The sequence below is a fragment of the Wolbachia endosymbiont of Bemisia tabaci genome (assembly GCF_003999585.1).
GTDB lineage: Bacteria > Pseudomonadota > Alphaproteobacteria > Rickettsiales > Anaplasmataceae > Wolbachia.
Window position 1 is genome coordinate 464,643 of record NZ_CP016430.1, and the last position, 15,957, is coordinate 480,599.

At 34.5% G+C, this 15,957-nt stretch carries 14 protein-coding genes and 2 pseudogenes; 10 read left to right on the forward strand and 6 right to left on the reverse strand.

The features are described 5' to 3' along the window. The first annotated feature begins 23 nt into the window (after positions 1–23). The 8 genes and pseudogenes from uvrB to BBB02_RS02190 all read left to right on the forward strand — a co-directional run bounded on the left by uvrB (position 24) and on the right by BBB02_RS02190 (position 9,613). On the forward strand, positions 24–1,958 hold the full coding sequence (gene uvrB, locus BBB02_RS02150; RefSeq protein WP_127463827.1) for an excinuclease ABC subunit UvrB: 1,935 nt from the start codon (positions 24–26) through the stop codon (positions 1,956–1,958). 1,114 nt (positions 1,959–3,072) lie between these two features. Beyond that, a complete protein-coding gene (locus BBB02_RS02160) occupies positions 3,073–4,272 on the forward strand; it encodes an MFS transporter (RefSeq protein WP_127463828.1) in 1,200 nt (399 codons plus the stop codon). Between the two features lie 38 nt (positions 4,273–4,310). Next, positions 4,311–4,610, forward strand: a complete 300-nt coding sequence (locus tag BBB02_RS02165; RefSeq protein WP_127463829.1) for an integration host factor subunit alpha — start codon at positions 4,311–4,313, stop codon at positions 4,608–4,610. After that, complete coding sequence (locus BBB02_RS02170) at positions 4,607–4,933, forward strand: MerR family transcriptional regulator (protein ID WP_010402982.1); 327 nt, start codon at positions 4,607–4,609, stop codon at positions 4,931–4,933. Before BBB02_RS02165 ends, BBB02_RS02170 begins: the two co-directional genes overlap by 4 nt. A gap of 52 nt (positions 4,934–4,985) precedes the next feature. Beyond that, the gene (locus tag BBB02_RS02175) at positions 4,986–5,576 is read left to right on the forward strand and encodes a murein hydrolase activator EnvC family protein (RefSeq protein ID WP_127463830.1); all 591 of its coding nucleotides are present in this window, start codon (positions 4,986–4,988) and stop codon (positions 5,574–5,576) included. Between the two features lie 4 nt (positions 5,577–5,580). Continuing rightward, positions 5,581–8,046: pseudogene (gene leuS, locus BBB02_RS02180) on the forward strand (leucine--tRNA ligase). 120 nt (positions 8,047–8,166) lie between these two features. Then, positions 8,167–8,727 carry an outer membrane beta-barrel protein gene (locus tag BBB02_RS02185; protein ID WP_127463831.1) on the forward strand — a complete coding sequence of 187 codons (561 nt, stop codon included), beginning with the start codon at positions 8,167–8,169 and terminating at the stop codon, positions 8,725–8,727. Between the two features lie 151 nt (positions 8,728–8,878). Then, positions 8,879–9,613: a porin family protein gene (locus tag BBB02_RS02190; RefSeq protein WP_164741553.1), complete on the forward strand. Its 735-nt coding sequence runs from the start codon at positions 8,879–8,881 to the stop codon at positions 9,611–9,613. A gap of 90 nt (positions 9,614–9,703) precedes the next feature. Here BBB02_RS02190 and folD read toward each other — a convergent pair whose 3' ends face one another. The 6 genes from folD to ndk all read right to left on the reverse strand — a co-directional run bounded on the left by folD (position 9,704) and on the right by ndk (position 14,479). After that, complete coding sequence (folD, locus tag BBB02_RS02195; RefSeq protein ID WP_127463833.1) at positions 9,704–10,591, reverse strand: bifunctional methylenetetrahydrofolate dehydrogenase/methenyltetrahydrofolate cyclohydrolase FolD; 888 nt, start codon at positions 10,589–10,591, stop codon at positions 9,704–9,706. Further along, a complete protein-coding gene (locus BBB02_RS02200; RefSeq protein WP_108784635.1) occupies positions 10,575–11,150 on the reverse strand; it encodes a UbiX family flavin prenyltransferase in 576 nt (191 codons plus the stop codon). The genes folD and BBB02_RS02200 overlap by 17 nt, the downstream gene beginning before the upstream one ends. Further along, positions 11,143–11,400, reverse strand: a complete 258-nt coding sequence (locus BBB02_RS02205; protein WP_007302162.1) for a DUF2312 domain-containing protein — start codon at positions 11,398–11,400, stop codon at positions 11,143–11,145. The genes BBB02_RS02200 and BBB02_RS02205 overlap by 8 nt, the downstream gene beginning before the upstream one ends. 9 nt (positions 11,401–11,409) lie before the next feature. Then, a complete protein-coding gene (locus BBB02_RS02210) occupies positions 11,410–12,690 on the reverse strand; it encodes an HlyC/CorC family transporter (protein ID WP_127463834.1) in 1,281 nt (426 codons plus the stop codon). A 68-nt stretch (positions 12,691–12,758) separates the two neighbouring features. Beyond that, the gene (locus BBB02_RS02215) at positions 12,759–13,937 is read right to left on the reverse strand and encodes an aspartate aminotransferase family protein (protein ID WP_127463835.1); all 1,179 of its coding nucleotides are present in this window, start codon (positions 13,935–13,937) and stop codon (positions 12,759–12,761) included. 122 nt (positions 13,938–14,059) lie between these two features. Continuing rightward, entirely contained in the window at positions 14,060–14,479 is a 420-nt protein-coding gene (ndk, locus tag BBB02_RS02220; RefSeq protein WP_015587995.1) for a nucleoside-diphosphate kinase, read from the reverse strand. A gap of 105 nt (positions 14,480–14,584) precedes the next feature. Here ndk and BBB02_RS02225 point away from each other — a divergent pair, with 105 nt between their 5' ends. Both BBB02_RS02225 and hemH read left to right on the forward strand, forming a co-directional pair. Further along, positions 14,585–15,346, forward strand: a complete 762-nt coding sequence (locus BBB02_RS02225; protein ID WP_127463836.1) for a hypothetical protein — start codon at positions 14,585–14,587, stop codon at positions 15,344–15,346. Then, a pseudogene (gene hemH, locus BBB02_RS02230) lies at positions 15,343–15,939 on the forward strand (ferrochelatase); the annotation flags it as partial. The gene BBB02_RS02225 and the pseudogene hemH, both read left to right, overlap by 4 nt. Positions 15,940–15,957: the final 18 nt, after the last annotated feature.

A 15,957-nucleotide genomic window follows, 5' to 3' on the forward strand; every position in this document is an offset into this window, starting at 1 on the left:
ATACATTATGAAAATATAAAGGCATGGAATTTCAAATAGTTACACATTTCCAGCCAGCTGGAGATCAACCACAGGCAATAGATAGTTTAGTTGAAGGGCTAAATAACAACAAAAGAGATCAGGTTTTGCTTGGAGTTACTGGCTCTGGAAAAACTTTTACTATGGCAAATGTTATCGCAAGAACAAATAGGCCTGCACTAATTATGGCGCATAATAAAACTTTAGCGGCGCAGCTTTATGAGGAGATGAGAGGATTTTTCCCCCACAATGCTGTTGGATACTTCATTTCTTATTATGATTATTATCAGCCTGAGGCTTATTCGCCACAAACAGACACTTATATTGAAAAAGACTCTTTAATAAATGAAAGAATTGATATGCTACGTTATTCTGCTGTATGCTCTCTTTTGGAGCGTAGGGACACAATTGTAGTTGCCAGTGTTTCTTGTATATATGGTCTTGGTTCGCCTGAGAGCTATCTCAGCATGACCTTAACTTTAAGTGCTGGAGATAAGATTAATGTTAATGATTTCCTGAATAATTTGGCTAATCTTCAATATAAGCGTTCTGATGTCAGATTTGAGCGAGGATATTTCAGAGTGCGCGGCGATATTATTGATATATTTCCTGCCTATTATGAAAATAAAGCTTGGCGTTTATCATTGTTTGGTGATGAAATAGAGGAAATTTCTGAGATTGATGCCATGAACGGCAATATTATCAGACGCATAGATAAAGTCACCATTTTTCCAAATAGCTATTACACTACATCACGTGAAACTCTATTGCAGGCGATCCAGATGATCAAAAAAGAACTGCATGAACGCTTGGATTATTACTATTCACAGAACAAAATCGTCGAAGCAAAGCGACTTGAGCAGCGTACTAATTTTGATATTGAAATGATGATGGCAACGGGAGTGTGTAAAGGTATTGAAAATTATTCGCGCTATCTTTACGGAATGAAAGCTGGGGATCCACCGCCTACATTGTTTGAGTATTTACCTAAAGATGTAATTTTATTTGTTGATGAAAGCCATGTAACCGTTCCCCAGATAGGTGCAATGTATAGTGGTAATGAAGCACGTAAAAAGAAGTTGATAGATTATGGTTTTAGGCTCCCTTCTGCTTTTGACAACCGTCCATTAAAGTTTGAAGAATGGGAGGCAATACGGCCCCAGACCATTTACATTTCGGCTACTCCAGGAAAATATGAGTTAGAAAAGACTAACCACGCATTTATAGAGCAAGTTATCCGCCCAACAGGACTGACAGATCCCATCTGCACCATAAAACCAACAGAGAGTCAGGTTGATGATGTGATTCATGAGGCACAAGTGACGATAAAAAAAGGGTTTTGTATTCTAATTACCACATTGACAAAAAAAATGGCTGAAAAGCTAGCTGAGCATATGAGTGAGCTCAGTATGAAAGTAACTTACCTACATTCAGATATTGGTGCACTGGAAAGAATTGAAATTATATGCAAATTAAGATCTAAAGAAATAGATGTTCTTGTTGGCGTGAACTTGTTGCGGGAAGGTCTTGATATTCCCGAGTGTGGGCTGGTTGCAATTTTAGATGCTGACAAAGAAGGGTTTTTACGATCAGAGACTTCGCTCATTCAAACGATAGGTCGTGCTGCACGCAATGTTGAAGGCAGAGTAATTTTATATGCAGACAAAATTACTAATTCTATGGATCGTGCACTGAAAGAAACTAAAAGGAGAAGAAAGAAACAGACAGAGCATAATACACTGAATAATATTGTACCAAAAACTATAATAAAGCCTATATCAAATACTTTACAGGAAAAAGTGGTAGTTGAGAATTTTAGTAAGAATGATCTAAACAGTTTGAAAAAGCAAATGTTGAAGCATGCTGAAAATTTAGAGTTTGAAGAGGCGGCAAAAATAAAAGGTATTATTGAAAAATTTAATAATAGGCCCGTTACATAACTAGAAAAAAGATAAATAATTAATAGTTAAGCTGACTTTGATTTACTAAAGATTTGAAAAACTATTATCTAAGAACATATCTTGAAAGGACTTAAGTGGTTAAATATTAAAGAGTTCTTGAAGTAAGGAGAGCACACTCATACGTCAAGCAAACAACGTTTACCTAAAATTCTGTGACATTAGCAGCTTTCTTGGCCCGTTTTCAGTAAACAGTGATTTTGTAATTCTTCTATATATTAGAAAAATTTTTATTTTAATTAGCCATAGGCGCCTATTGTTTTTTAGCTAAAGTAAAGATCAAGTATCTGGAATTCTGGACATAAAATCCCCCTGTGTAAAAAAGATTAGAAAAAAATGCAGTGCACATACGACAGAGATTAAGTATACGTGTATACACTGAAGAAGACACACTACATTTAATGAGTTTGATTGTTTAATAGAAAAAGTCTGCAGACAAAGATAGATTTTGAGCTCTTAAAATATCTCTAACTGTGATTATAATCAGATTTAAAATATATGGAAGCAATTTTTTACGTTAATATTTTAAATTAGGCCTCTTGCATAACTATATTAAAGGTTAGCACCGGCAACTACTCCTCATTACATATTTTATCGCATTAATAATTGTTATGTTTTTGCTCTTCCTATTGCTCCTTGTGCAACATTTGGCCTTGTCACTTATATCACTTGTTACCCTCCTATTTCTTGCTTTATTCTTTTTTTTCCCTTTCAAGACAGGTTCTGAGTGGCAAAACATAGGTCCACTTTAATGTGTATTAAACAAGATTTTATAACTCTAATTGTCTTTGCTTGTGCTGTTCAACTGTGACATCAACCATTACATTCAATGGAAGATGATCTGAAGGGTATCTCTCTTGTTGGAATTATATCATCTTTACCCAGGCCTTTCACCGCACGCTGTATACTCCTTTATAACAGGGGATAAAAAGCAAAAATCTATTCTTTTTTTGAGATCATATACAGATTCTAACAATTAAAATCTCACAACAAATTTGTTGTTTCATAGCTTTTATATAATCTATAATTGCAACTGTTTTAACATTAATCAGAACCTAAAAGAGGCTTGTTATTAATGGATTACTTATAAAATCTTATGGAAAGTAGAGCTTGGTTCATTTGGCTGATCAGCAACTTAATTGTTATATTCAGCAATATGCAAATAATCTACACCTTTATAAGTGTGGATCTTGAAAAAGAACTTGGGATCACGATTGCGCAAGTTGCACTGGCTAATTCAGCATATACTTGGACTTTTGCTATCTCACAATTTTTTAGTGGGGCAATGTTTAATGTTTTTTCCAGCAAAAAAATTTATTTTCTCTCATTATCGATTATGATCTTTGGGTTTTTTATCCTTATTAGTAGTGACAGTTTTGTCCATCTAATTTTATCTCAATTCTTGATTGCAATTGGAGCATCGTTTGGTTTTATTGGCGCCGCTCATATAATAAGTAGCACATATTTTCCCATTACCCAATTTGGACTGATGTTCTCACTAGTGCAGACAATTTCAAGTCTTTCTGCTTTGATGATTCAAATGTGCTTCTCTAGCTTGCTTGCCGAAGGTGCAGATTGGAAAAATCTTATTGTATGCGTAATATTATTTGGCGTATCGATATTTGTACTTATGTTTTTTTATCCGAAAGGACTTTCAAAAAAAAATTTGGGGGAATACACAATAAAGAGCTCTATAAAAACAGTAATATGTTCTGTACTAACAGTGCTAAAATTAAGAGATATCTGGATAACTTCAATAGTGGGTGCTATCACTTTTGGAACATTTTTAGCGCTTAATATGCTGTGGGCACCAAGGTTACTAAGCAACTTAGAACTCAATACAATGGAGTTAGGTGTGGCAACTGCAATATTGTGGCTTGGTCTTGCAGTTGGTGCTCCAATTGCAGATCTAATCTCAAATCTATTTAAAAATAGAAGGCACGTAATATCTGCTTTTGCCACATTGCAAAGTATTTCAGCTATTATTTTACTATGCGGTAATTTAACAGTTCATATTATATACTTTTGTATGTTAATGTTTGGTTTTTTTGCAGGAGGACATATGCTTAATTTTACTGTTGGCAGTGAGATTGTTGAGCAGAAGTATATTAGCACATCATCATCCATTATCAATGGATTTATGTTTGTTATGAGTGGAATTTTAGTGTCAATTTTAGCACTTTTTTCAGATCATCAAATGGCGCTTTTCACGATATTTGCAATGTTAACATTTGCTAGTATTTTTAATTACGCTACAAAAGAAACATACTATAAAAATAAAGTAGCTGAATCTTGAGTCGATTGTTATACTATATTAACATACTGTAATAAATTATGACAACAAAAGACACAACAGTAACTAAGGCAACAATAGCTGAATGTATAAACCAGGAAATTGGATTATCGAAAGAAGACTCTATTGCAATAATAGATGATATATTGGATGAGATAAAAACGAGCTTAGCAAAGGATGGAATAGTAAAAATATCTTCATTTGGAACATTTTTGGTTAAAAACAAGAAAGAAAGACCAGGAAATATACCAAAGACATCGGAAAGGGTAGTAATTAAAGAGAGAAAATCAATTTCTTTTAGACCTTCAAAAATGACAAAGAAATTAATAAACAACCGATGAATAAGGAAAAATTATTTTACACAATTGGAGAAGTAGCTGAAGAACTACATTTGGAGCAGCATGTTTTAAGATTCTGGGAAAGTCAATTCCATCAAATTAAACCCATAAAACGGAAGGGAAGAAGACTATATGATCATAAGTGTATAGAGGCAATAAAGAAAATAAAATATATGCTATATGACAAAGGATATACAATAAAAGGAGTACAAAAGGAATTTGGTAACGATGTAAGAATTGATCATTATTCAAGAAATTTGTTGCAAGAACTTACCGATTTAAGAGACTATTTGACTGATAAAATAAATGAAGAAAGTAATAAATAGACGAAAAACACTATAAAGTTTTGTGAAAGTTGATATATCTAGAGATAAGTGTATGTGTCGTATAGCCTTGTTCTTTATATTATCAGCAATACTGATAAGCTGTGGCCTGCAAAAACCTGCACCTGTACTACTTAAAGGCGAAGAATTTTATGGGAAAAGAGACCTAGAGTACACAAGGGAGTATCATTTGATTAAAGAAAATGTTGATTCTTCGCTGCGAAAAGAAAGTAGAAAAGCCTTTGTAGATAAGGTATATAACAATAATGCACAAAGCATGTGTAAATTTGTAATACCGGTTAAAGGTGCAGTTACCTCTTCTAATAAAATATGTCAAGATGGCATAAAAATTACTGCTCAAAGTGGAACAAAGGTTATTGCTTCTGCACCTGGCAAAGTAATATACGTAGGCAAAGGCCTGAGGTGGTACGGAAATTTAATTATAGTGGAACATAAAGATAATTACATGACTATGTACTCCTATTTAAAAAACATACAAGTTGAAATTGGTGATAAAGTAAAACAAGGTCAAGTAATTGGATCTGCAGGTAAATCAAGCACGCAAGATAAAGATCCGCAGATGTGTTTCACAATAAGGCATAATGGTCAAGCAGTCGATCCTTTAGTACATATAAACTGTGATTGAATTTATGAAATATGATTTTAAAAACGTTGAAAAATTCTACCAAAATAAGTGGGATTTTTCTGTAAGCAAAGATAGTAAAAAGAAGAAATGTTACGTGTTGGAAATGTTTCCATATCCATCTGGTAAGATTCATATGGGGCACCTGCGTAACTATGCAATAGGAGATGTTATAGCACGTTACAAGAGAGCTCGTGGATTTGAGGTTTTGCACCCAATTGGCTGGGATGCGTTTGGACTACCAGCTGAAAATGCAGCAAGAGACAACAAGATTAACCCTGCGGCGTGGACAAAAGAGAATATAGACAATATGCGTGCACAGCTAAAATCTATAGGTCTTTCCTACAATTGGAATTGCGAGCTTTCCACATGTGAGCCTGATTATTACAAACACGAACAGAAATTTTTTCTGGATTTTTTAAAGCATGGTCTTGCCTATCGAAAAGAGTCGTGGGTTAATTGGGATCCAGTAGATCAAACAGTGCTTGCAAATGAGCAAGTGGTTGATGGAAAAGGATGGCGATCAGGTGCAGTTGTTGAAAAACGTAAGTTATCTCAGTGGTTTTTAAAGATTACTGATTTTGCTGAAGATTTGCTTCATTGTTTGCAAAGTTTAAAAAATTGGCCAGAAAAAGTCAAAACTATGCAAGAGCGCTGGATAGGAAAATCTGAAGGGGCAACTATAGATTTTGAAATAGTTGGCCTGAATAAGAAATTAAAGATTTTTACAACTTCTCCTCATACTTTATTTGGAGCTTCTTTTTTTCTTGCAATAGCAGCAGAGCATCCTATTGTGCGAGACCTTAAGGACGAAGACATACAAGGCTTTATCGACAGTGTGAAGGCAAAGGGGGAGAATGATGAAAAAATCGGGATTTACACAAGATTAAATGTCAAACATCCATTTCTTGATAAAGAGTTGCCACTGTACATAGCGAATTTTGTGTTGATGGAGTATGGAGAAGGTGCGATTTTTGGTTGCCCTGCACATGATCAGCGTGATTTTGAATTTGCACAGAAGTATGGTTTACCGATTATTCCTGTAGTTTGTGAAGAGACCAAAGAGATCTTAAAAGAACCGTACTTCGGTGATGGAGTGATGTTCAATTCTGAATTCTTAAACGGACTAATGATTAATGAGGCAAAGGAAGTAATCATTAAAAAGCTTGAAGAAAAAGGAATAAGCAAAAAAACAGTAAACTACCGTTTGCATGATTGGGGAATTTCAAGGCAACGTTATTGGGGATGTCCTATACCTGTTATATATTGTAAAGATTGTGGAATTGTTCCAGTTCCAGAAAAAGACCTCCCTGTTGTTCTACCAACGTATGTAGAATTTACAAGTGGTGGTAATCCCCTGGATAAGCACCCAACTTGGAGATTTGTTGATTGTCCAAAGTGCGGAAAGCAAGCAGAACGTGAAACTGATACATTTGACACTTTTTTTGAATCTTCTTGGTATTTTGCTGCATTTTGCAGTGAAAATAAATCGATTAATAAAGATACTTGTAATCGTTTTATGCCTGTTGATTATTACATAGGTGGAATAGAACATGCAATTCTACATTTGCTTTACTCAAGGTTTTTCTGCCGTGCTTTAACTAAATGTGGCTATTTTGACGTTAAAGAGCCTTTCTCTACTTTAATCACTCAAGGAATGGTCTGCCATATAACTTATAAAGATGAGAATGGCAAATGGCTCTTTCCCGAAAAAGCAAAAGAGTTGATTGCGAAGGGTGCTAAGATCCAAGTTGGAAAAGTCGAAAAGATGAGTAAGTCAAAGAAGAATACAGTTGACCCAAACTTTATCATAGAAAAATACGGTGCTGATACTGCTCGCTTGTTTGTATTGTCTGACACTCCTCCAGAAAAAGATATGGAATAATGGTCTGATGATGGCGTGGAAGGTTGTTTTCGCTACATAAATAAATTGTGGCGTATGGTAGTGCAATTTAGGCCCGTAAACATACACTATGATAATGAAAACATTGTAGGTAAACTCCTAGAGTACAGAAAAAAAATCCATAAACTATTGCAAGGGCTTACAGATGACTTGGAAAACTGCAGATTAAACTGTGTGGTAGCGAAATTCCGTGAAATGACAAATTTAATAGCTGAAATAGACGTAAAAACTGGAAAATCTCTTGTTGATGAAGGTATATGTATACTAATCAGAGTAATTGAGCCATTCATGCCACACCTGGCTGAAAATTTATGGCAAAAAATAGGAGGCGAAGGCATGCTATATATGCAACCTTGGCCAAAAGCTGATGAATCACTACTAATTGATAATATGGTGACTGTAGCAGTGCAGATCAATGGAAAGTTACGTGCGACCATTGAAGTGGCAACTGATTTACCTCAAGAAAAATTGAAGAAAATAGCAACAGATTCTGTATCTAACAAAATCGATCAAAGCAAAATTCGCACTATATATGCTGTACCAAATAAGGTAGTAAACATAGTTATATAAAAATTTTGAGTAGCATGCCCCTAATTTTAGGGCTATACTTTTTTTGATATGAGGTTATATCTTTTTTAATATAAAGGATATATACTTATGCATTATATATTTTTTTGTATGGGTAGTTATATGAAAATAAAAGGATTGTGTGTTTTAGCTGTTTTGCTCACTTCATCTCTAGCAGATGCAGCTAGCAACAAAGCTAGTAACAGTACAAAAGATCAGTACTACGCAGGTTTAAACTTTGGTGGTGGATGGGGTGGTGGCTTTAAAATGAAGCCTAGCGTTGTTTTTGGTTATAATTATGACAAAAATTCTAAATTTGAACTTGAGGCTCTCACTGACATGAGTAATTTAACTGAGAAAGCAAAAAGGAAAGTAGGAGTTAGCTTATTAGCAAATTATCGTTATTACCCTAATCTTGATATCGATCCTGTTAAACTATACTTAAGTGCAGGTTTAGGAGGATACCTAAAAGTAATGGGGCCTAATCCCATTCCACCTCTTACTAAGACAGTAGATAAAATACTGAATGCTATTTCGTACAAACTGAAGGTTGGTGTTGATTACGAAATTGCTTCACAAATAGTTGGTACAGCTGCTATCAGCGCAGGCGGGCAACTGCTTGGTTTAAAAGCAATAAACATACCGGATATGATGATGGAGGTAGGAGTACGTTATAGTTTTTAATGATGGTTTATTAAGCTATAAAATTGTGTCCGTGTTTAATAACTAAATATAACCACAAAATGTTTGACAATGCTCAAGACAATTAAATTTGCTGCTAGCATGTTTGGACACTTATTTTAGTATGTTTTAAGGAATGGTATATATGAGTAATATGAAAATGAAAAAATTGTTTGCTATATTGCTTGCTTCATCTTTAGCAAATACAGCTAGTAGTAGTGCAAGTGAGTTAGAAGATCGGTACGAAGATCAGTACTATGTAGGTTTAAACTTTGGTGCTGGATGGGGTGATACTTTTAAAACGAAACCTAGCGTTGTTTTTGGTTATAATTATGACAAAAATTCTAAATTTGAACTTGAGGTTCTTGCCAACGTAAGTGATATAACTGATAAACAAAAAAGGAAAGCAGGAGCTAGCTTGTTGGTGAATTACCGTTACTATCCTGATCTTGAAATTGATCCCATTAAATTATATGCTAGTATAGGACTAAGTGGATATATCCAAGTATTGCCTTCTTTTGGCTTCGGTGGCAGTAGTACAGGTGAAACTACAGGCGAAAATGTTTCAGGTAACGGTGGTTCAAGCAAAAATGTTTCAGATAACGATGATTCAGGTACAGGGGTGAATCCAAGTGTTGGAGAAAACGTTAAAGAAGTGGAAGAAGAGACTCAAAAAATTACATCTGCTGCTGAAACGTCTAATCCATCTTTAGCAGATAAAGTACTGAGTTCTGTTTCGTATAAAGTAAAGTTGGGTGTTGATTATGAATTTACTCCGCAGATAGTTGGCACAGTTGCTATTGATGCAAATGGGCAATTAAGTGCCTTCAAGCCACCAGTACAAATACCAGATGCAATCATAGAAGTAGGTATACGTTATAACTTTTAAGCTATGAATCCTTATACACAGTTGTATGCTCGGTGCTATATATGTTCTATTTGCAAAGGTATTCTGTTTATGCTAACATTAGGCTAAACCTTAAGCAATCAAATCAGAAGGATTAACTTCCCGCTGTAAGCAAGCAGCAACTACAGTGTTTATCATAAGAAATGCTATTGTCATCGGGCCAACTCCACCAGGCACTGGAGTAATAGCCTTGACTTTTTCTTTTACTCCCTCAAAGTCAACATCACCCACAAGCTTACTTTGATTTCCTATGTTAATGCTATTTATGCCAACATCAATCACTATTGCACCTTTTTTTATCCAATCTGGTTGAACAAAATTTGGCTTTCCAACTGCTGCAACTACTATATCCGCCTTAGAGCAATAATCAGCTAAATCCCTACTTTGTGAATGCAAGATGGTAACAGTGCAATTTTCTTGCAATAATAGGTGAAACATTGGCTTACCCACAATATTTGATCTGCCAATGATTACTGCATTTTTACCGGACAGATTATTTTCAACTGACTTAATTAAATGCAAAGAACCTTTGGGAGTACAAGGTATCAGACAATTTTTTTCACCTTTAACTAACCTGCCAACATTCTCATCATGAAAGCCATCTACATCTTTTTCAACACTTACTGTATTAATTATTCTGCTTGCACTGATGTGCTTTGGTAAAGGTAACTGAACTAAAATTCCATGCACAGATGGATCTTCATTTAATGTATTAACTTTTTCAATCAATTCATATTCTGAGATACTATCAGGCAAAACAATAGTTTCAGAACTTATGCCTATTGATTCTGCTTTTCTTTGTTTATTACGAACGTAGACCTGACTTGCTGGATTGCTACCCACAAGAATTACTTTAAGGCAAGGAAAAATATTATGCTCTCTCTTTAAAACATCAATTTTTTGTGATAGCTCCTCACAGAGATCATTTGCTATTTTTTTACCGTTAATAATAATTGACATTTCCTTGCCACTCCTTGAAATCAGGTAATGCGATATCAAACAAATTCAATACTTTACCAACAGAATGATTTACAATATCATCCAAAGATTTTGGTTTAATATAAAAAGCAGGCATTGGCGGAGCAATAATTGCTCCCATCTCCGTTAGTTTTAACATATTTCGTAGATGCCCAAGATGTAGTGGCGATTCTCGCACCATAAGAACTAATTTTTTTCTTTCTTTTAGAGTTACATCTGCAGCTCTTGTTAATAGATTGGAAGTCACCCCCGATGCTATTTCAGACATTGTTTTCATAGAACACGGAGCAATAACCATACCTGAGGTTTTAAATGAGCCGCTTGCTATTTTTTCTCCTATTTTTTCTTCAGAATAGTAAAAATCTGCAAGCGATATAATATCTTCAAGTTTTTCTTTAATCTCATGAGCTATAGTTATTTTTCCAGCACTGCTGATCACTAAATGAGTTTCATGATTGGTATTTTTTAGTGCCTCTAGAATCCGTACACCGTAAATAGAACCAGATGCTCCACTTATTCCAATTACAATCCTACTATTCACCTTCGTAATTCATTCCCAATGCACGTTTGTAGGTATCAAGTAATATTTCCTGTTCCTCCCTGTCATCATCATCCATCTTTCTTAGCCTAATAATCTGTTTCATCACTTTTATATCCCAACCTTCATCTGCAGCTTTTGCATATACATCACGAATGTGATCTTGCACATCCCTCTTTTCTTGTTCAAGTTTTTCTATTCTCTCTATATAGTTCTTCAAATCTTCAGCCGTTATTTTTAATGTATCTTCCATAGAACCCAACTAATTAATTGCTACTACAGTATTATCAGTTTTTACTTGTACTTCAATCATAGTAATAATATTTTTATCTTTTTTTAAAATCTTAAAGTAAAAACCGTACATGGAAAACTCTTCATTTTCTTCAGGAATGCGCTCTATTTCGTTTACAATCATACCTGCTAGAGTTGTAGCTTCTTCATCAGGAAGATCCCAATTTAACTGTCTATTAATATCCCTAATAGTAGATTTTCCTTCTATGTGGTACATATTATCGGATATCTTTTTTATAAAATTCTCTGTGATCAAATCATGTTCATCTGAAATTTCTCCAACTATTTCTTCCAGTATGTCCTCAAGAGTTACGATTCCCTGAAGGGCTCCGTACTCATCAATAACAAATGCAAGGTGTTTCCTATTTTTACGAAAGTTGTGAAGTTGCACACTAAGCGGTGTACTTTCTGGTATAAACCAAGGCTTTGACATAACTTGGGTAATATCTATTTTATCACCCTTTTCACGTAAGGCATTTATTAGATTTTTTACGTGAACCACTCCGACAACGTTATCTGGTTCTTTTTGCCATAAAGGTACCCTACTATGACTACTAGTCAAAATCTCTTTTATTAACTCTTCTTTGTTTCGATCTATATCAAGAGAAAATAAGTTTCTCCTGTGGGTAATAATTTGCGATATCTCCGTCTCAGCCAAATCAAGTATACTACTTAGCATATCTAAATCCTGTTGTAACATAGTTCCTTCACTGCGATGAAGAGTAATCATATTACGCATTGCATCTGCTGCAGATATTACCTCCCTATTCTTATGAAGCCCACATAACTTCAGAATGAGATTGACAATAAACTGAATGCCTAATGTCAATGGAGAAAGAATCTTGACAAAAAACAGCATAAAATAAGCAGAAAGTAATGTAAATTTTTCAGGATTTTGCATGGCGTAAGTTTTTGGTAACACCTCGCAAAACAGCAAAATACAAAACGTCATCATAGCTGTTGAGAAAAAGATGCCCTCACTTTCAAAGAAATTTATAAATATTGCTGTAAATAAAGCGGAACAAGTAATGTTAATAATTGTATTGCACAGTAGTATTGTTCCTATTGTTAATTCTTTTGTATTCAATAAGCGTTCTATTATCTTAGCTGCTCTTTTGTTACCTTCTAGCTTTAGTTTATTCACTCGGGATCGGCTAATTGAAGTTAACCCTATTTCTGCTCCTGAAAACAAAAACGATAAAATCAATAAGAAAAAAATTGCTGACAATACTGAAATCAATAACCAATCCATTAAAGTATGATGTTATTGCGATATAGAAACAGAGTTGATTTTATATGTTGTAAGAAGCATTTGCAAGTCTATATATCTTTAATATAAAAAAATAAATCATGAAATACATCACACACTGCATTCACATGCATATTCTCAACAACAAGTGGAGGAGTTATTCTTATTACTCTATTATTTAAAATTTTAGTCATTATTAAGCCTTTGTCAAGAGATTGTTTAACAATTTTATCAGCCAAAGGTAATCTAAGCTCTATCCCTATCAATAAACCCTCCCCACGAACTTCTGAAACGATCTTCGGAAATTCTTCAGTCAAAGGCAACAACTTTTCTTTTAGATATTTACTGACCTTCTTAACATGGTCAAAAAAGCCTTCCTTTAGCATTACATCGAGTACTGCATTACCAACAGTCATGGCAAGTGGATTACCTCCATAAGTTGACCCATGAGTTCCTGGAGTGATTGCTTCTGCTATATAATCTTTTACTAAACATGCAGCCAGAGGAAATCCATTACCCATAGCCTTCGCACAAGTGAGCATATCAGGTTCAACTCCTATATTTTGATAGTAAAATAGAGAGCCAATCCTTCCATATCCGCATTGCACTTCATCAAAGCATAAAATTATTCCTTGAGCTTTTGTTATCTCTCTTACTTTTTTAAGATACTCTACGTCCAATGGATGTACTCCGCCTTCACTTTGTATGGGCTCTAAAAATATGGCAGCTGTTTCGCTATTGATTTTCTTTTCTAATGCTTCAATGTTATTTCTTGGAACTTTATCAAAACCAGAAAGGAGTGGAGCAAAACCTTCGCGTGATTTTTCATTTCCCCCAGCTGAAATTGCAGCAATACTGCGGCCATGAAAACCTCCTTCAATTGTAATGATGTGACTGCGCTTTTCTTGTCCATTTAAGTAGAAATAGCGGCGAATAAATTTAATTGCAGCTTCTGTTGCTTCAAGTCCACTTGAGCAGAAAAAAACTTTATCGGCAAAGGTAAGTTCTGTTAAACGCTGAGCAAGCCTTTCCTGCTGGGGAATAGTAAAAATATTAGAGCAGTGCCATAATGAATCCAGTTGCTCCTTCAGTTTATCTGTAATGTATGGATGACAATGCCCTAGAGAGGTTGTAGAAATTCCTGCAGCAAAGTCTAAATATTTTTTACCATCCTTATCGAAGAGATATACTCCTTCTCCTCTAACTATAGAAGCTTCAGATCTATTATAAGCATTAACAACATGATCCATTTTAAATATTATCTATACTGTGCATGAAAAAGCTTTCCCTTAATATTGCTTAAACTAAAAATTGGGCTAATATTATACAGTTCAACATAAAATTCAGAAATTTAATATGTAAAAAAGTAAAACTACACCAATTCACATTCAGCAAAAAAGAAAGCTATTTCTCTATGAGCATTCTCTAGACTATCAGAACCATGCACTCTATTTTCACTAATATCATTAGCAAAATCACCCCTAATTGTACCTTTATCTGCCTGTTTTGGATCTGTAGCACCCATGATTTGTCTGTATTTACTGACTGCATTTTCACCAATTAAAACTTGAACTATCACAGACCCAGAAGTCATAAATTCCACCAACTCTTCAAAAAAAGGCCTATCCTTATGAATTTCATAAAACAGCTCTGCTTGTTTTTTTGTCAGCAGCATCTTTCTCTGTGCTATAATTTTTAGTCCAGATTTTTCAATGTAAGAATTTATACTGCCTGTAATATTATTTTTTACTGCATCAGGTTTTAATATCGAAAGTGTTCTCTCAATTGCCATATCATTTCCTTATGTTAAGATCGTATATTTACTTTATTGTGAATTTTTGTTCCATCAAAGAGATTTTTTATTTATAGTCAAGAATAAAACATCAAGGGGTAGTTTATGGTTTACCGTCGTAAGAAACTAGTGAATAATCTTAAATCATCAATTTTCTGCGGAACAAAAGGTTTTTTAACCTTTAGTTTGGCACTTTTAAGTTATTTAGAGTATAGCTTACACAATAATACAAAATTAAAAGAAGGTGCCGCTTTTGCGATGAAAAGGAACGTTGTTCCATTTGGTGAAATGATTGTCATACCGCTGCTTGTTTGCTTTGTATTACCAGCTATGGTAGGCAACATAAGCCTTATCGAATGCGCACTTATATGTGCTGCACTGATGGTTGCAACATGTTTTGTTGTAAGAACCTTTCACTTGCGTGAAAAGTTATTGAAAAAAATGACTAATAATGAAAATTATACCGAGAAACAAATAGAGCAGGAATTTAAGAAAGACATTATAAAATTTCCTATCTTTGATAAAAACAGACAGCATATTGAGTATAATTCTCCTAATCCAGGACAACTAATGAATGAAAGTCCTCCCTCTCTCTTTGTTAGAGTTTTACTTTTTCCCCTTACGATTTTTCTGAAGGCTCTACAAAGCTGCATAATGATATCTTTGGCTGCTGTTGAACTTTTTGAAGCAGTGCCAAGTTTTTGTGTTGATGTGGTTTTTGATAGAAACTTTGTATCTACACAGAGTAACGTGAAGAGATCTGGCCATCTATTGTATGCTAGTGTGAGAAATTTAGTGCCTGTAACTAAACTTGATGAGTGTGTAGCTGATTTTATAGGCAAACCTGAAGCAAGGTGTTGTCAGTGAAGAAGGCAGTAATCTTATTTAACCTTGGTGGACCTGATTCACTAAGTGCAGTACGTCCTTTCTTGTTTAATCTATTTTATGATAGAAGAATAGTCAATCTACCCAATCCTTTCCGCTTTCTTTTAGCAAAGTTTATCTCCAAAAGGCGAGAAAGTACTGCACAAGAAATATATGAGTACATTGGAGGTAAATCGCCAATTTTGGAGAATACGAAAGCACAAGCTGATGCTTTAGAACTAAAATTAAATCAAAATAGAAATCATGTATATAAGATATTCATCTGCATGCGTTATTGGCATCCATTTGCTGATGAAGTTGTTAAAAACGTAAAGCAATTCGAACCTGACGAAATCATTTTGTTACCACTATATCCGCAATATTCAACCACCACAACTCTATCATCCATAGAGAATTGGCAAAAAAATGCCAAACTGGAATGTAACACAAAAACAATTCACCATTATTATGACAATGAAGACTTTATTGAAGCTCATGTTAATCTGACGTCTAAATATTATAAATTAGCTAGCAAAATCGGTAAGCCAAGAGTCCTATTCTCGGCTCATAGCTTGCCTCTTAGTATCATAGTCAAGAATAAAACATCAAGGGGT